Origin of the sequence: Micromonospora sp. C51 (assembly GCF_018070435.1) — a bacterium.
Taxonomy (GTDB): domain Bacteria; phylum Actinomycetota; class Actinomycetes; order Mycobacteriales; family Micromonosporaceae; genus Micromonospora; species Micromonospora sediminimaris.
In genome coordinates, this window is sequence record NZ_JAGPXQ010000025.1 from 48,500 (window position 1) to 65,414 (window position 16,915).

The window sequence follows — 16,915 nt, forward strand, 5'->3', positions numbered from 1 at the left end:
GGGCCGGATGGATGTGACGACGACTGATATTTTGAAGAATGCGGTCGCCAGCCACCCCTGGAGTTTGCCGTCGATGAAGGTCTACATTTCAGCCACCCAAAAGGACCTGCTGGAATACCGTGCGGCCGTACACGCGGTGGCGCGTCGCCTCGAGATCGAGGACGTCGCCATGGAGGCGTACGGGGCCGATGCCCGTCCACCTCTGGAACGCTGTCTGACCGACGTACGCCGATGTGATCTCTACGTCGGGCTCTTCGCCTGGCGCTACGGTTACCGGCCACCGGGTCAGGAGTCCTCGATCACCGAGCTGGAGTACCGTGAGGCACTCGCCGCCGGCAAGCCATGCCTGATCTTCCTGGTCGCCGAGGACACGCCCTGGCCGGTCGACATGATCGACCGCAACGGCGACTGGCAGCAGATCGTGGCGTTGCGCAACGAGTTGAAGGAGCGCCACCTGTGCGCCTTCTTCTCCAGCGTGGACGATCTGTCGGCGAAGGTCACCGTGGCGCTGGCCGACGTGCGCAGCGGCCGGTCACCGGCGCGTGAGCCCGGCGACCCCGACACCCACCTGCCGGAGGCGGTCCGCAGCCAGTACCACAAGCAACTGCGGCTGCGGTATCACACGGTGCCGTTGGACGCCGTCGCGCCCCGGCCCACCATCGGCTACCTCACCGTCGGGTTGTCCAACGTGTTCGTCGAGCCACGGGTGCATGAGGACGCCCGGCCGGAGATGCCGCTGGCCTGGTGGCGTTGGGCGGGCTCCGGGCCGGACGGTGACGCCGGCGCGCTGCCCGGCGTGGTGGACCCGAGGGACGTGGAACGGCTCTGGGAGGAGTACGCGGCCAAGGAGGCTTCGGCGCTGTTCGACGTGGTCTGTGACCCGGCGCGGCGGGCCATCGTGCTGCTCGGCGATCCCGGTTCCGGCAAATCGGCGGCGGCACGTTACCTCGCCCTCGCGCTGGCTGGCGTCTGTGACGAACCCCGGCTGGCGGCGCTGGACCGATACCTTCCCGTCCTGATCGAGCTGCGATCGTATGCCGCCCATCGCGGGGACGGTCGATGTGACGGGTTGTTGGACTACGTCGGCCACCGACACCAGCAGGGGCTGGCCGGGATCGACCGGGACGTGCTGGAGGCGTACCTGCGGCAGGGCGGGCAGGCGCTGTTCCTCTTCGACGGGCTGGACGAAGTGTTCGATCCGGCGCAACGGGAGGAGATGGCCGGGCAGATCGCCACCTTCGCCAACGAGTACCCCGGGGTGCGCACGGTGGTCACCTCCCGGGCGGCCGGCTACCTCCGGCACACCTTCGCCAACGCCGGATTCGACCACTTCACCCTGGAGGATCTCGACGACGAGCGGATCGCGCGGTTCCTCGGCAACTGGTACCAGTACGTGGTGCCGACCCCGTCGGTCGAGGCGGACCGGCAGCGGCGGCAGATCCTCGACGTGGTGCGGCAATCCCGGGCGATGCACGAGATCGCCGGCAATCCGTTGCTGCTGATGCTCATGGCTATCGTCGGTCGGGACCGCCCGCTGCCCCGAAACCGTCGCCGGCTCTACGCGCACGTCACCGACGTGCTGATCTCCGAATGGGACGTGACCAAGCAACTGCGGGAGAGCCACGGCGACGTACCGCCGCTGGATCCGCAGGCGAAGCTGCGGTTGCTGCGCCACCTGGCCTTCTGGATGCAGTGCCGGGAGTCGGGGCCGGCCGGCAACTACATCGAGGCGGATGAACTCTCGCGCATCTTCCGGGACCACCTGGTGGAGTTCTACGGTTTCGAGAACGACCGCGCGCACGCCATGGCGTACTCGATGATTGACAAATTACGCCAGCGCAGCTTCATCCTGGAACGGTACGGGTTGCGCCTGTTCGGGTTCGTGCACCGTACGTTTCTGGAGTTCTTCTGTGCCGAGGAGATCGTGGACAGGTTCGATCATGACCCGGACACCTGGGGGATCGACCAGTTGCGTGCGCTGTTCCGCGATAACTGGGCAGATCCGTCCTGGCGGGAGGTGCTACGGCTGGTCGCCAGCGCGTTGCCCGCCGAGGTTGCCAACGAGCTGGTGACCCTGCTGGCCACCGAGGTCAACCGACCGTGGCCGCCGCTGAACCTGCCCAGCGCACCATGGAACCTGGTCCTGGCCGCGCAGTGCGTGGCGGAGGCACCGCAGCCGGCCGGTCTGGCCGGTGCCGGCGAGGCGGTGCTCCGCCAGGTCGTGCTGCTGATCGAGCACGGCATCTCCGCCGACGATCCGAACCTCGTCGAGGTCACCGAGCAGGAACTGCTCTCCTCGATCCGGGCGCTCGGACCGCACTGGCCCGGCCGGGCCGTCTTTCTGCACTGGTACCGCCGCCGCGGGGTGCGCACCAGCTGGCGTTCCGGTTCGACCTTCGCCACCCGGTCGGCGGCGGTGCTGTCCACCGCCGATGAGCAACTGGAGGAGTTGCTGGTCCGGGAACTCGGCCAGGGACGCGAACGGCAGGCGCGGATCGCGTTGGTCGCCGGTCTAGCGGAGGCCGCCGGACGGTTGGACGACACCGGCCGCAGCCGCCGCCACTGTCAGGACCTGCTGCTCGCACAGGCCCGCGCAGAAGGCTCGACCGCGGTCCGCCAGGCCGCGGTACGCGCGTTGGTCGCCAACTTCGGTGCCGCCGGTGACCTGGTCGCGACGCTGAGCGAACTCGCCGGTTCCGCCGACGCGGCGGTCCGGGCCCTCGCCGTGCAGTCCCTCGGCGGACGGTCCGAGCTGGCCGAGGACATTCGACGGTTGCTGCTGACGCGGGCGACCGAGGACCGGGACACCGGCGTACGGCGGGCCGCCGTGACGGTGCTCGCCGCACGCTGTCTCGACCTGCCCGACGTCACCGAGACGCTGCACCGACTGCTGGCCACCGACACCGACCCCGGCGTGGTGCAGTCCGCGTTGCGTTGCCTGCTCACCCTTCCCGAGCAGAGCGAGACGGCCCGTGGGCGTGCCCTCTCCCGGATCGCCGGTGACTCCCATGACGAGGTGCGGCGTTGCCTGGTGTGCGAGCTGCTGCCGGGGCGGGTCGGCGCGGAGGGCACCGAGCTGCTGCTGAAACTGGCCGGTTCGGACGCCTCGGCCCGGGTCCGTGCCGTCGCCGTACAGCGACTGGTGTTGGTCAACGACCCGGACGGGCGGTGCCGGGACCGGCTGGTGGACCGGATCGAGCAGGACGAGGATGCGTCGGTGCGGGCGGCGGCGGTGGCGGCGTTGACCGACCGGTACCGGGTCGACGACAGTGGCTGGGCGGTCGCCGTGCAGGCGGCGCGGACCGACGACGACGCGACCGTGCGGCTCGCTGCGGTTCGTGCGCTGGCCGAGGCGTACCCGGATCACCGCACCGGCGAGCTGCTGCTGGAACGGGCCCGCCAGGACCCCACCGCCGGTGTCCGGCTCGCCGCCGTCGACCTGCTCACCGGTCGGCCGCTGCTCGGGCCCGCCACGCAGGAACTGCTCATCAGCCGGGCGGCGCGGGAACGGGATCCGATCGTCCGACTCCGCGTCACCCGCAGCCTGGCCCGCCTCGGCGAGCCGCTCGACCCGGCGGTGGTGGAGTGCCTCGCCGAGCAGGTCCGCCGGGACCCCGATCCGAACGTGCTGCGGGCGGCCGCGCAGGCGCTGGCCCGTGCCGGTGGCAGCGACGGGCTGGTGGAGACGCTGTCGCGGCGGGCACGCCGGGACAGTTACGCCGGCATCCGACTCGCCGCCGTGGAGACCCTCAGCGCGTACGGTGGCCCGGACGTGGTGACCGACGTGCTGCTGGAGTGCATCGAGTCCGACACCGATCCGGCGGCCTTCGACGCGGCGGTGTGTTGCCTGATCGCGCGAGGTGAGACCGCCATGGCGGTGACGCTGCGGCTGATGCGCCGGCTGGCCGACCGGGATCCCGCGATCCGGGCCCGCATCGCCGCCGCGCTCGGCGAGCATTTCGGCGACGACCCGGAGGTCCGGGTGCTGCTGGTGGGTCTGGTGCGCGACGATCCGGCGCTGGAGGTACGCCGCCGGGCCGCGGAGCAACTCGCGGCGAATCTGGCCGACCGGACGGGGGTACGGGAGCTGCTGATGCGGCTGGTCGATGACGAGGACTGGGAGATCCGCCGTACCGCGTTGCTCGCGCTCGCCCGGCACTACGGCGAGGACACCCGGACCAGGCCGCTGCTCGTCCGACTGGCCGGCCAGCCCGACCCCACGGTACGGGGGCTCGCCGGTCAACTGCTGGCGACGCTACCCGGCACCAGCCCGGACGATTTTCCGTGATCGGCGGTCCGTTCGCCCATGGTCGATGTCGCTGGTCGGGCCCGCGGAGGGTGTCCCGCGACCGGTCAGGCTACGGCTCGGCGTCGGCGGGTGCCACCGCGGCCGGATAGACGCGGGTTTCGGCCGCCTTGACGGCGGCCCAGAGCGTTCGTCCGGGTGCCAGGTGCAGCTGGGCGGCGGCGGCCGGGGTGATGTCGGCCGCCACGGTGACCGGGCCGTCGAGTTGCACCCGCAGGTTGTCGCCGTGGCGCTGTATGCCATTGATGGTGGCCGGCCAGGTGTTGCGGGGGCTGCCGTCGGGGCGACGGGGATGCAGCGCCACGGCCGACGGCGCGAAGGCGACGAAGACGGCACCCACGTGCTGGTCGCCGGTGACGAGGTGGAACCCGTCGGTGAGCAGGACGTGGTGCCCGTCCGCGTGCCCCCGATAGAGGTTGAGACCGACCAGGCGGGCGACGTAGTCCGTGCGTGGCTGGGCGGTGACGGTGGCGACGTCGCCCTCCTGCACCACCTGCCCGTCCTCGATGATGACCAGCCGGTCGGCGAGGACGACGGCGTCGATCGGGTCGTGGGTGACCAGCAGCGTGGCGCCGCGGTGGTTGGCGAGGTGATGGTGGAGCTGGGCGCGGGTGTCGAGCCGGGTACGGGCGTCGAGGGCGGCGAGTGGCTCGTCGAGCAGCAGCAGGGCCGGTTCGACGGCGAGGGCCCGTGCCAGGGCCACCCGCTGGGCCTGCCCACCGGACAGCTGCCGGGGCTTGCGCCGGGCGTGGTCGGCGAGCCCGACCCGGGCCAGCCAGTCCGCGGCCCGCTGCCGGGCCCGCTGCCGGTCGAGGCCCTGTCGACGTGGCCCGAACGCGATGTTGTCCAGCGCGGTCAGGTGCGGGAAGAGCAGGTAGTCCTGGAAGACGACGCCGATCGGGCGCTGCTCGGGCGGAGTCCAGATCCGCCGGCCGGGATGATCGAGGTGGCGGCCGGCGAGGCTGAGGTGCCCGTCGGTGAGCGGGAGCAGCCCGGCGAAGGCCCGCAGCGCGGTCGTCTTGCCGGCGCCGTTCGGCCCGAGGAGAGCGACGACCTCGCCGGGGCGGATGGTCAGCGGCAGGTCGAGTCGGAAGGTGCCCCGGTCTACGACGAGGTGGGCGTCGAGCACCGCACGGCCGGGTGGTGGATCGCCGGGCGGGCTCGGATCGACGCCGGGGGAGTTCGGATCGGCGGTCATGAGCTGCCGAGCCAGCGGTCGCGGAGGCTGGCGAGGATCACCACCGAGACGGTGAGCAGGACGAGACTGAGCACGATCGCCGCCTCCAGGTCGGTTTCGAGGGCGAGGTACACCGCGAGCGGCATGGTCTGGGTACGGCCGGGGAAGTTGCCGGCGAAGGTGATGGTGGCGCCGAACTCGCCGAGCGCCCGGGCCCAGCACAGCACCGCTCCGGCGGCGATGCCCGGGGCGACCAACGGGAGCGTGACGTGGGTGAAGGTGGTCCACCGGCCCGCGCCGAGGGTCGCCGCCGCCTCCTCGTACCGGACGTCCGCGCCGCGTAGCGCGCCCTCGACGGCGATCACCAGGAACGGCATCGCGACGAAGGCCTCGGCGAGCACCACACCGGCCGTGGTGAACGGCAGGGTGAACCCGAAGGTGCTGTCGAGCCAGCCGCCGAGGATGCCCCGCCGGCCGAAGACGAGCAGCAGAGCCACGCCACCGACCACCGGCGGCAGCACCAGCGGCACGGTGACCAGGGCACGTACCAGCCGGCGGCCCGGGAAGTCGATGCGGGCGAGCAGCCAGGCCAGGGGCACTCCGAGGACGAGGCAGAGCAGCGTGGCGAGGGTGGCGGCCTGCACGGACAGCCGTAGCGCGGTGAGCACCCCCGGCTCGGTCAGGCGCTGGGGGAGGGTGCTCCACGGCGTACGGATCAGCAGACCTGCCAGCGGAAGTACCAGGAAGAGCAGGCCGAGGGCGGCGGGCAGCAGCAACGCGACGGGTACCCGACCGGTGCGCCTGGATCGTGGCGGTGGCGCGGACCGGACGGGCGCGACGGTCACCTGGTCAGGCCGGGGCATCGGCTACGGGGCCTGGAATCCGGCGGCGGCGAGGACGGCCTGGCCCGGCCCGGAGAGCACCTGCTCGACGAACGCCCGGGCGGCCGGCCGGTTCGGGGCGTTCCTCAGCACGACGATCGGATAGTCGTTGATCGCCCCGGCCGATTCGGGGAACTCGATGCCGTCCACGTCCTCGTCGGCGGCCCGTACGTCGGAGCGGTACACCAGTGCCGCGTCGACCTCGCCCAGCCGTACCTTGGACAGGGCCGCCTTGACGTCCTGTTCCAGCGTGACCGGGGTGAGTTCCGTCCCGGCGACGTCCAGGGCCCTTGCCGCCGCCGCGCCGCAGGGGACCTGTTCGGCGCAGAGCGCGACCTTGACGCCCGGCTGGGTCAGGTCGGCCAGGCCGTTCACCCCGCCCGGGTTGCCGTCCGGTACCGCGATCACGAGCTGGTTGCGGACGAAGATGCGCGGGTTGCCGTCGCCGTCGCCGGCGTCGATGACGGTCGTCATGTTCGCGGGGGAGGCGGAGGCGAAGACATCCGCCGGGGCACCCTGGTTGATCTGGTTCGCCAGGGCGGAGCTGCCGGCGAAGCTGAAGGTGACCCGTACGCCGGGATTCGCCGCCTCGAAGTCCTCGCCGATCCGGGTGAACGACTCGGTGAGCGACGCGGCGGCGAACACCGTGACGTCACCGGTCAAGGCACCACCCTGCGGTCGCGGGTCGGTGGTCTCGCCGCTGCCGCAGCCGGCAAGCGCGACCGCCGTCATCGCGGCGACCAGGGCCAGGCGTCGGGCCGTCACGAGCCGCTACTCCGGTCCGCGTTGGTCGGCGGTCGCTCCACGACGACAGTGGTCGACTTGATCACCGCGATCGCCACCGAGCCGACCGACAGTCCCAGGTCGTCGACGGCCTCGCGGCTCATCAGCGACACCACCCGGAACGGGCCGGCCTGAATGTCCACCTGGGCCATCACGGCGTCCTTGAGCACGGCGGTGACGATCCCCCGGAGCCGGTTACGGGCCGAGGACTCGTCGGCCCGGTCGACCGGGTCGTCGGCCTGCGCCCGGACGAAGGCGGCCAGATCGACACCGTGGATCAATCGATGTCCCTGCTCGTCGCGGGTGGCGGCGAGACGACCGGCATCCACCCAGCGCCGCACCGTGTCCGCGCTGACCCCCAGCAGCTCGGCCGCCTCGCCCATGCGAAACATCGTCACGGCGCTCACCCTACGCCATGCAGCTACGAGCCTGGAGAAGAGATCTCCTCGAATCTGCGTGCCTTACGTCGCTTATCGACTCGCAATTGCGGTGTTCAGCCGAGGTTGTCGGTGCTCGTCAGCGGTGGTCGCAGCGGTGGTGGAACAGCACCGAGTGCAGCCGGTCCAGTAGGTCCTGCTGACCGTCGAGCGGCGGGGTGAAGCAGAGCCGGTAACAGGCGGTCTCGTCACCGTCGGGAACGGAGACGAGCAGTCCGTACCGGTCGAGCCGCAGCGGGCACGGGAGGCAGTCGGCGGGCAGGTCGACCCCCGAGGCGACCAGCTGCCGCCGCAGGAACGGGTAGAGCTGCGGGCCGTGATGGTCGACCAGATCGACCAGGAACGGGCGTTCCATCGGTGCCACCGGATCGGGATCGGCGCTGCGATAGTCGGCGAGATCGATCGCGAGTTCGTCGTGCCGGCCAATCCACGAGCCGTCGACAACCGGGCCATCCGGCCCATCGGAGGCCGAGGGCGCAGAGGGTTGGTGGGCTTCGTCCGGCTCGGCCCGACGGGGGAGCAGCGTGACGCGGCTCGGTACGACCTCGACGATGACGGTGTCGTGGCCGACGTCGAGCAGGTCGGGATCGGGCAGGGTGACGGCGATCGAGTCGGCGGCGGCCCGGGCCGCGTTTCCACCGAGCGGGGTTGCCCGACCGCTCACCCGGACCTTGCCCCAAGCGGGCGAGAACGGCAGTGGTGGTTCGTCGGCGATCTGCACGCACACGTCGTGGGGCCTGGTGGCGAGCGGGTCGCCACGGTGACAGAGCAGCAGGACGCGACCGTCATCGTCGGCGCCGTGTCGTACTCCCGCGACGGCGGGCAGGTCTCCCGCCACGACGGTGGCCGGGTTGGTGCTGCTGACCAGAGTGCGGGCGAGTTCTGCTCGGCTGGGTTGCATCGAGGCTCCGTTCGTGGAGGTGGGTCGGGACGGCGGTGCTGCGTTACCGGTGGGCGGTGACGCAGGCCCGGCAGGACGGGTGGGCGCCGATCAGACGGGCCAGGTGCGCCGCCGCGTCCCGGGGTCCGTTGGCCGGGCTGACGAAGCCGATCCGCGCGTCCTGGTGGTGCGCCGGCAACTCCAGGCGCAGTACGATCCCGTGCCGGTCGAGTCGTAGTGGATGGACGGACCGGGCGTCGACGCCGAGGCCGGCGGCGGCCTGTCGGCCCAGGCGTCGCATCGCATCCGGATGCCGGTGCAGGTGGCGCAGCAGTTCGGCCTCGTGCGCGGCGAGTGGGTCGGGCCGCGCGTCGGCCAGTGCGTCCGGATCCACGCTGGCGTCGCCGTCGGGGTCGATGAGGTCGGCGCTGGCCAGGTCGAGCCGGGCGGTCACGTCGCCACCGCGGAGTTCGTCGAGGGTGAGCCAGCCGGTCAGGGTGGCGCGGGCGCGGACCCGATCGCGTACGGGAAACGGCACGAGATCGGTCAGCTCGATCTGTGCGGGTGTCTCGCCCAGGTCGAGCAACTGCCGGGCCACCTCGGTCCGGGCGGGCAGGGCGAGTCGCAGCCGCCCGTCGGCGGCGACGGTGTGCCGACCGACCAGGTTCGCGCGGTGCGTGGGGGTACGCAGGGTCAGTGACCCGGTGCCGGCGAGCAGCGTACGCAGCCGTTCCGCCGGGGTGCTGGTCGTCACCGCCGGGAGTGCCTTGCCCAACGTTCCCACCTCCGTTTAGGTTAGCCTTACCTTACTAGAGAGGTGATGATGAACCAGTCCCGCCCTAAGATCAAGCGCTCCCGCCGGCTCGGCATCCCGCTGACCCCCAAGTGCGTGCGCTACTTCGAGCGACGGCCGTATCCGCCGGGAGTTCACGGTCGCTCGCGCACCAAGGAGAGCGACTACAAGGTCCGCCTGCTGGAGAAGCAGCGCCTGAAGGCCCAGTACGACCTGCGGGAACGTCAGCTCCGGCGGGCGTTCGACCGGGCAGTGCGCCGCCCGGGCAAGACCGGCGAGGAGTTGGTGATCGACCTCGAGAGCCGTCTCGACGCGCTCGTCCTGCGGGCCGGCTTCGCCCGCACCATCTACCAGGCCCGCCAGGCTGTCAGCCATGGGCATGTGAACGTCAACGGCCAGCGGCTCGACCGGCCGTCCGCCCGACTGAGCCCCGGCGACGTGCTCGCGATACGCGAGGGCAGCCGCGCCAAGACGCCCTTCGTCGTCGCCGCGGCCGGCACCCACGCCCCGCAGCGCCCGGCCGCGTACCTTGACGTCGACCTGTCCGGGTTGACCGCGCGGCTGACCCGACTGCCGCACCGCGCCGAGGTGCCGGTCCTCTGCGACGAGCAACTGGTCGTGGAGTACTACTCGCGCTGAACCGTGGCACCGCCGCCCGGCCGGCTCCCCGCCTTCAGTGGAGGCGGCGCCGTCCGGGATCGGTGACCGGTCCCTGTTGGACCTCCTGCGCCGGGTCGGTGGCGGCGCTGTTTCACGAATATTTCGGATCGATCTCGGCCAAGGTCTTGACGATCTATGTTAGCGCTAACAGCATGGAGGCTCCCGTAACACTCGCGTCTGGAGCCTCGCCATGCAGGTGTCTGCCGGCCCTCCTGCCCCACGCCCGCCACGACGGATCCCACTGGTGACGGCCGGCATGCTGCTCTGCGCCGCCGCGATCTCCCCAGGTGGCGTGGCGCACGCCGCAGACGAGTGGGCACCTCCGTCGTCGTACACCTCGACCGACCGAGGGGACGGCACCTACAGCGTGCCGCTGCTGCGCGCCGACGTGCCGGACATCAGCGTGGAACGGGTGCCGGCGACCGAGAATGACGAGGGCCGCGACGTCTACTACATGATCAGCACGACGATGCACCTCAGCCCGGGTGCACCGATCATGAAGTCCTACGACCTCGTGAACTGGGAGATCGTCAACTACGTGTTCAACCGGGCGAGCGTCGGCGACTCGTTCTCGTTACGCAACGGGCAGAACTCGTACGGGCAGGGCCAGTGGGCCTCGTCGCTGCGCTACCACGACGGCGTCTTCTACGTCGCGTTCAACACCAACAACCTCGGCGGCGCGTACATCTACCGCACCGACGACATCGAGAACGGGGCGTGGCAGCGCACGGCACTGGGCCGGGGCCTGCACGATCCCTCGCTCTTCTTCGACCTCGACGGCACGCCGTACATCTTCTACGGCTCCGGCGGGACCAGCGCGGTACGGCTCAACGCCGACCTGACCGCGATCACCGCGGACTACCCCAACATCTTCACCGCGGGCGACTACGCCGGTCAGCCGTTCATCGGCGGGTTGTTCGAGGGAGCCCAGTTCTACCACATCGACGGCTGGTACTACGCGGTCATCATCACCTGGCCCTCCGGCCAGGGCCGGCAGGTCGTCATGTTCCGCTCCCGCGAACTGCTCGGCCGCTACACCGCGGCCGGCGGCGTGAACACCTACGAGGCGCGCGGCGTGCTGAACTCCAACGGATTCGCGCAGGGCAGCCTGGTGCCGATCGCGCGCGATGGCGGGACGACGGACTGGTACGGCATGTTCTTCCGGGACACGTTCCCGATCGGTCGCATCCCGGCACTCATTCCGGCCACCTGGTCCGACGGCTGGCCGACCTTCGGCGCCGACGGGGTGGTGGCGGTGGACGGCACCTTCGCCAAACCGATCCGGCTCAGCCCCGCCGAGGAACTGTTCGCCCGGCAGCAGAGCATCGTGGTCTCCGACGACTTCGCCAACGACGCGCCGCACAAGCCCTATCTGGACGAACAGTGGACGCCGCCGCCGGGAAGCGCGGAGGAGATCGCGCCGAACGGGTCGCGGCTGGACCTGGCGTGGCAGTGGAACCACGCCCCGGACAACCGGTACTGGTCGCTGACCGACCGCGCCGGATGGCTGCGACTCACCGCCGGCAAGGTCGTCACCGGCGACTACGTCTACACCAAACTCGCCAACCGCGCCGAACTGGCCTGGTTCGAGGAGGCCCGCAACACCCTGTCGCAGCGGACGTTCGGACCACGGCAGTCGGTAGAGACCAGAATGGACATCTCCGGGATGAAGGACGGCGACGTCGCCGGTCTGGCCGCCTACAACCGCGGTTTCTCGTACGTCGCGGTCAAGCGGACCGGTGGCGTCAACACCATCGGCGTGGTGAACCGGGGCCAACCGTTCGCGGTCGACCTGGACCAGGCGACGCTGGAGAACTTCCTGCCGAGCAGCACCGCGCCGCTGGGCGAGGCGACCGAGGTGCACCTGAAGGCGGACCTGGACTTCGCCTCGCCCACCGGTCAGCTCTGGACGACCTTCCACTACAGCCTCGACGGGCGTCAGTGGTCGCAACTGGGCAGCCGGGTCGGCCCGCAGACGCTGGACGGCAGTCTCGCCCATTTCATGGGGCACCGGGTCGGCCTGTTCAACTACGCGACCGAGCAGGCCGGCGGGCACGTCGACTTCGACCACTTCCTGCTCAGCGACACGCTGACGGCCCACGGCCGACCACTGGACACCAGCCGGCTGGACGCCGCCATCGCCTACGCCGGGTCGCTGGACGAGGCCGACCATCCCGCCGACGCCTGGGCCGTGATGCGCACCCGGCTGGCCGAGGCGCAGGCGGCGCGGGCCGACGGGTTCGGCACCCAGAACCAGATCGACGCACCCGAGCGGGCGCTGAGCTACCAGCTCGCCCGACTCGGCGTACTCCGGGCCGACCGGGTCGAGGTGCCGGTGACCGTCAACGCGCAGGCGCGCTGCGTCGGTGGCAGCGCGTACGTGGCCGTGCAGGCCCGTAACGACCACGACGCGCCGGTCGACATCGTGTTGGAGACCGCGTACGGCGAGCGGTCGGTGCCGGACGTCGCCCCCGGCGCCCACGCCTACCAGCAGTTCAACACCCGCGCCCCGGCGGTGTCCGCCGGCAGCGTGACGGTCCGGGTCACCGGGTCGGTCGACGGGCGCACGGTGACCACGGTGCGTACCGCGAACCACCCGGCCGCGGACTGCTGAGCCGCCCCTGCCCGACGACCAGGACGGCTGGACCGGCACGGGCCGGCCGTCGGTGCCGAACCCCCGGATCCACCGCAGTGATCAAGGAGGATGTCAGTGACACATCGCGTGCGAAGGGCGGCCCTACGTCGGGCCGCCGCTGTCGTCACGGTCGGGCTGATGCTGGCGACCGGGCTCGTCGCCGGGTCGCCGGCCCAGGCGGACGAGACCGATCTCGTCGTGAACGGCGGATTCGAGGACGGTCTCACCGGCTGGTTCGTCAACAACGGCAACGCGACCGACAGCGCTACTCTGTCGCTCACCGCGGACGCCCACGCGGGCTCGAACGCCGTGCTGGTCACCAACCGGGCGACCACCGGGTCCGGCCCGATGCAGGACCTCAGCGGCCGGGTGCAGGCCGGGCAGAGCTACACCCTGACGGCCCGGATCAAGTACGAGAACCCGAACGGGCCGGCGACCAAGCAGTTCTTCGCCACGATGCACTACGGCGCGGCGACCTACACCAACCTGGTCAGCGTCATCGCCACCAAGGGCCAGTGGGCGGAGTTCAACGGGACCTTCACCATCCCGGCCGGACAGAACGTCTCGACGGCCCGGCTGTTCTTCGAGACGCCGTGGACGAGCACCCCGTCGTCGGACCCCGAGGTGCATCTGATGGACTTCAAGCTGGACGGCGTGTCGGTGGTCGGTGCCGCGCCGCCGCCCGCGCCGTCGAAGACCATCGAGGTCGTCGGCAAGCTACCCGGCGAGCACAACCCCTTGATCGGGCACAAGTTCGGCGCCGACGGCTTCGGGTTCGTGCACGACGGCCGGGTGTACCTGTACCTGACCAATGACACCCAGGGCTACGCGCCTGACCCGGTCACCGGGGTCTCGCCGGGCATCAACTACGGCGACATCAACCAGATCACCGTGATCTCCACGACGGACATGGTCAACTGGACCGACCACGGCGAGATCCAGGTCGCGGGCCCGAACGGGGTGGCACCTTTCACCGCCAACTCCTGGGCCCCCGGCATGGCCAAGAAGGTGGTCGGCGGTGAGGAGAAGTTCTTCCTCTACTACGCCAACAACGGTAGTTCGAGCAACGTGATCACGGGCGCCTCGCCGGTCGGTCCATGGACCAGCGAGCGGACGAGCACGCTGATCGACGGCCGTACCCCCGGCGCCGAGGACGTCGCCTGGAAGTTCGACCCCGCGCCGCTTGTGGACTCCGACGGCGAGGCGTACCTCTACTTCGGTGGTGGGCCGGCGTCGACAAGCATGCCGCCGGCCGAGCGCTTCAACAACCCGAAGAACCTGCGGGTCATCGAGCTCGGCGACGACATGGTGTCGACCGAGGGTACGGCGGCGGTGGTGGACGCCCCGGTGGCCTTCGAGGCGGCCCAGGTGTTCAAGCGCGACGGCAAGTACTACCTGTCGTACTCGTCGCACTTCGGTGGCAACGACTTCGGTGGCAACCAGACCCCACTGCCCGGCTACCCCGGCGGCGGTCAGATCGGCTACATGATCTCCGACGACCCGATGGAATGGCCGAAGGAGACCTATGCGGGCGTGCTGTTCCCGAACCAGTCGCAGTTCTTCGGCGCCGGCACCGGCGGCAACAACCACCAGTCGGTCTTCGAGTACGAGGGCAGGCACTACTTCACGTACCACGCCCCGACGTTGAACAAGCGCATCAACGGCAGCACCACCCAGGGGTACCGCAGCCCGCACATCCAGGAGCTGACCTTCAACCCGGACGGCACCATCCAGCAGGTGGTGGGCACCTACGCCGGTGTCGACCAGGTCCGTGACTTCGACCCGTACCGGGTGTTCGAGGCGGAGACCTTCGGCTGGAGCAAGGGCGTCGCGACCGCCAAGGTCGACGGCGGGTCCGCGCAGTTCGGCGACGCAGCACCGAACCTGGTCGTGCGTGACATCGACGACGGCGACTGGACGGCGTTGTCGTCGGTGGACTTCGGTGACGGCGCCCGCAGCGTGACGGCGAAGGTACGACCGCTCGCCAGCGGCGGATCGATCCAGATCCGACTGGGCGAGGTCACCGCGCCGGTGGTGGCGACCATCCCGGTCGACGCGCCCCTCGGCGAGTGGACGGAACTGACCGCCGAACTCGACGGTGTCGCCGGCGTGCACGACGTGTACTTCACCTACGCCGGGCCGGAGGGTGCCGACCTCTTCGAACTGGACACCTGGGCCTTCGAGGCCGGGGCCGAGGTGCCGGTGACGGTCAGCGCCCAGGCACGGTGCGTGGGTGGTAACGCGTACCTGGCGGTGCAGGCGCGCAACGACCACGACACGCCGGTGGACGTGGTGCTGGAGACGGCGTACGGGCAGCGGTCCGTGACCGGGGTGGCACCCGGCGCCAACGCGTACCAGCAGTTCAACGCGCGGACGTCGGAGGTGCCGGCCGGGGTGGCGACTGTCCGGGTCACCGCCGACGGTGTCGAGGGCACCACCGTACGCACCGCCGAATATCCCGCTGCCGACTGTGGCGCCTGACCTGCACTTCATCCACTGACGACAACGGAGCAACGAATGAGCACATGGAATCGCAAGCGGTTGGTCGCAGCGGGGGCTGCGGGCGTCCTCCTGGTCGGGTCGGCGGTGGTGTCGTCGCCGGCCCAGGCCGAGCCGGGTGACAACGGCGAGGTGGAGGTCACCGTCGACATCGAGGAGATTCAGGAGCCGGGAGTGCTGGCGATGTCGATCGCCGGCGACTCGGTGGCGTTGACCGAGGACGGCTCGACGTTGCTGGTACGCCAGTTCGTCGGTGGATTGCCGACGGTCACCGTCACCGACACCCGCACGGCCGACGAGGCACCCGAGGGTGCGGCGTGGGCGGTGCTGGGCAGCGCTACCGATTTCGTCGGTAGCGCCGGTCAGGCGCCGATCGCCGCCGGGCATCTGGGCTGGAAGCCGCGACTGCTCGACGGTGGCGACACCGGACTGGTCAGCGCGGGCGAAGAGGTCGTCACGGTGTTGGACGAGCCGACGCAGCCGGGGAACAACGTGGGTCTGGTCGACCAGGAGCTGCTGGTCTCGACGTTCGAGTCGGGTGCGGTGGCCGGAGACGCGTACTCGGTCGACGCCGACCTGTTCCTGCGCACCCCGGCGGATGTCGCAGCCGGTTCGTACACCTCGACGTTGACCTTGTCTCTGTTCGAGTGACGGCCGGTGCGGTGGCACGCCACCGCACACCCGGGGGTCGCCGTACGGCGGCCCCCGGTCCGTACTCTCCGACCTCGAAGGACTGTGATGATCCGATTCCTGCCGCGGTGGGGGGCGGTGCTGGTCGCGATGTCGGCCATGGTGCTGCCCGCACCGGTCGCCGCGTCGGCGGAGCCGACCGATGCGACGGTGACCTGGGCGGTGCAGCCGGCGGACGCGCGGGGACCGGACGGCCGTCGGTGGATCGAGCACACGCTGGATCCGGGTACGGTGCTGACCGAGCACCTGGCGGTGCGGAACTTCGGCGACGCACCGGTGGTCTTCGCGTTGCAGGCCGCCGACGGCTACCTGACCGACAAGGGGCGGTTCAACATGCTGACCTCCGGCCAGGAGTCGGTGGACGGTGGAACCTGGATCACGCTGCCCGAGACGGTGACCGTCGGGGCGAAACAGACGACTGTGGTGCCGTTCACCATCACCGTGCCGCCGGACGCGACGCCGGGGGATCATCCGGCCGGTGTCGCGGCCACGGTGACCAGCACCGGGGGCACGGTGGCGGTGCAGAGCAGGGTCGGGTTCCGGGTGATGCTGCGGGCCAGCGGCACGGTCACCGCCACGGTCGCGGTCGAGGATCTCAGCGTCAGGTACGAGAGGTCGTGGAATCCCTTCGCCCCCGGCGATGTCCACCTGACGTTCACGGCGCAGAACAGCGGCAACGTCGCGGTGACCGGTGACGGCGTCGTACGGGTGGGCGAGCTGTTCGGCCTGGCCGGCCGGAGCGTGTCCACCGAGGTGCCGGAACTGTTGCCGGGCGACGGCCGGCAGGTCGAGGCCCACGTCGGTGGGATCTGGGGGCTGGGACGGCTCGCCACCACGGTCGAGGTGACCCCGACGGTCGTCTCCGGTGATCCGGCCGGCGCTGAGGTCCGGCCGACCACCATCACCGTGACCGCGTGGACGCTGCCCTGGCCACAGCTGGTCCTCGGCGTACTGATCGGCACGCTGCTGGTGGGCTGGCGGACCGTCACCCGCCGACGTCGTCGGAAGCTCGCCTGGCTGCTCGAACAGGCCCGTGCCGAGGGCCGCGAGTCCGTGCGCGTCGCCGAGTGATCAGGATGACAGCGGTGGACCACCATTCCGGTATCGGTCGGGACGACCAGAACTTTTCCCATCTGAACAAAAAGATGAGGACCTATTGCAGAAAGCGGCGTCA

At 70.6% G+C, this 16,915-nt stretch carries 12 protein-coding genes; 6 read left to right on the forward strand and 6 right to left on the reverse strand.

The window, feature by feature from the left end; all coding sequences use genetic code 11:
- Positions 1 to 73: 73 nt before the first annotated feature.
- Complete coding sequence (locus tag KBX50_RS22230; RefSeq protein WP_210939441.1) at positions 74 to 4,288, forward strand: HEAT repeat domain-containing protein; 4,215 nt, start codon at positions 74 to 76, stop codon at positions 4,286 to 4,288.
- A gap of 70 nt (positions 4,289 to 4,358) precedes the next feature.
- Here KBX50_RS22230 and KBX50_RS22235 read toward each other — a convergent pair whose 3' ends face one another.
- The 6 genes from KBX50_RS22235 to KBX50_RS22260 form a co-directional block, all read right to left on the reverse strand.
- On the reverse strand, positions 4,359 to 5,504 hold the full coding sequence (locus KBX50_RS22235; RefSeq protein ID WP_210939443.1) for an ABC transporter ATP-binding protein: 1,146 nt from the start codon (positions 5,502 to 5,504) through the stop codon (positions 4,359 to 4,361).
- Positions 5,501 to 6,346 (reverse strand): ABC transporter permease, encoded by an 846-nt coding sequence (locus tag KBX50_RS22240; protein WP_210939447.1) that lies wholly within the window; start codon positions 6,344 to 6,346, stop codon positions 5,501 to 5,503. Before KBX50_RS22240 ends, KBX50_RS22235 begins: the two co-directional genes overlap by 4 nt.
- A gap of 3 nt (positions 6,347 to 6,349) precedes the next feature.
- The gene (gene modA, locus KBX50_RS22245; RefSeq protein WP_210939492.1) at positions 6,350 to 7,096 is read right to left on the reverse strand and encodes a molybdate ABC transporter substrate-binding protein; all 747 of its coding nucleotides are present in this window, start codon (positions 7,094 to 7,096) and stop codon (positions 6,350 to 6,352) included.
- Between the two features lie 29 nt (positions 7,097 to 7,125).
- The gene (locus KBX50_RS22250) at positions 7,126 to 7,545 is read right to left on the reverse strand and encodes a helix-turn-helix domain-containing protein (protein ID WP_210939448.1); all 420 of its coding nucleotides are present in this window, start codon (positions 7,543 to 7,545) and stop codon (positions 7,126 to 7,128) included.
- Positions 7,546 to 7,663: 118 nt separating this feature from the next.
- Positions 7,664 to 8,485 carry a hypothetical protein gene (locus KBX50_RS22255; protein ID WP_210939450.1) on the reverse strand — a complete coding sequence of 274 codons (822 nt, stop codon included), beginning with the start codon at positions 8,483 to 8,485 and terminating at the stop codon, positions 7,664 to 7,666.
- A gap of 43 nt (positions 8,486 to 8,528) precedes the next feature.
- Complete coding sequence (locus KBX50_RS22260) at positions 8,529 to 9,239, reverse strand: DUF2470 domain-containing protein (protein ID WP_210939452.1); 711 nt, start codon at positions 9,237 to 9,239, stop codon at positions 8,529 to 8,531.
- Between the two features lie 48 nt (positions 9,240 to 9,287).
- On the opposite strand from KBX50_RS22260, the gene rpsD reads away from it, so the two are divergent.
- The 5 genes from rpsD to KBX50_RS22285 all read left to right on the forward strand — a co-directional run bounded on the left by rpsD (position 9,288) and on the right by KBX50_RS22285 (position 16,812).
- Positions 9,288 to 9,896 (forward strand): 30S ribosomal protein S4, encoded by a 609-nt coding sequence (rpsD, locus tag KBX50_RS22265; RefSeq protein ID WP_247674213.1) that lies wholly within the window; start codon positions 9,288 to 9,290, stop codon positions 9,894 to 9,896.
- A 265-nt stretch (positions 9,897 to 10,161) separates the two neighbouring features.
- Positions 10,162 to 12,531 carry a glycoside hydrolase 43 family protein gene (locus KBX50_RS22270; RefSeq protein ID WP_307871038.1) on the forward strand — a complete coding sequence of 790 codons (2,370 nt, stop codon included), beginning with the start codon at positions 10,162 to 10,164 and terminating at the stop codon, positions 12,529 to 12,531.
- Between the two features lie 90 nt (positions 12,532 to 12,621).
- The gene (locus KBX50_RS22275; protein ID WP_374224696.1) at positions 12,622 to 15,033 is read left to right on the forward strand and encodes a family 43 glycosylhydrolase; all 2,412 of its coding nucleotides are present in this window, start codon (positions 12,622 to 12,624) and stop codon (positions 15,031 to 15,033) included.
- 36 nt (positions 15,034 to 15,069) lie between these two features.
- Positions 15,070 to 15,702 (forward strand): hypothetical protein, encoded by a 633-nt coding sequence (locus KBX50_RS22280; RefSeq protein WP_210939457.1) that lies wholly within the window; start codon positions 15,070 to 15,072, stop codon positions 15,700 to 15,702.
- Between the two features lie 87 nt (positions 15,703 to 15,789).
- Positions 15,790 to 16,812 carry a hypothetical protein gene (locus KBX50_RS22285; RefSeq protein ID WP_210939458.1) on the forward strand — a complete coding sequence of 341 codons (1,023 nt, stop codon included), beginning with the start codon at positions 15,790 to 15,792 and terminating at the stop codon, positions 16,810 to 16,812.
- Positions 16,813 to 16,915: the final 103 nt, after the last annotated feature.

Coding starts and splice junctions, on each gene's coding strand:
- KBX50_RS22255 (WP_210939450.1), bottom strand. CDS start 8,485: ATGCAACCCAGCCGAGCAGAACTCGCCCGCACTCTGGTCAGCAGCACC.
- KBX50_RS22230 (WP_210939441.1), top strand. CDS start 74: ATGAAGGTCTACATTTCAGCCACCCAAAAGGACCTGCTGGAATACCGT.
- modA (WP_210939492.1), bottom strand. CDS start 7,096: ATGACGGCGGTCGCGCTTGCCGGCTGCGGCAGCGGCGAGACCACCGAC.
- KBX50_RS22240 (WP_210939447.1), bottom strand. CDS start 6,346: ATGCCCCGGCCTGACCAGGTGACCGTCGCGCCCGTCCGGTCCGCGCCA.
- KBX50_RS22285 (WP_210939458.1), top strand. CDS start 15,790: ATGATCCGATTCCTGCCGCGGTGGGGGGCGGTGCTGGTCGCGATGTCG.
- KBX50_RS22235 (WP_210939443.1), bottom strand. CDS start 5,504: ATGACCGCCGATCCGAACTCCCCCGGCGTCGATCCGAGCCCGCCCGGC.
- rpsD (WP_247674213.1), top strand. CDS start 9,288: ATGAACCAGTCCCGCCCTAAGATCAAGCGCTCCCGCCGGCTCGGCATC.
- KBX50_RS22275 (WP_374224696.1), top strand. CDS start 12,622: ATGTCAGTGACACATCGCGTGCGAAGGGCGGCCCTACGTCGGGCCGCC.
- KBX50_RS22280 (WP_210939457.1), top strand. CDS start 15,070: ATGAGCACATGGAATCGCAAGCGGTTGGTCGCAGCGGGGGCTGCGGGC.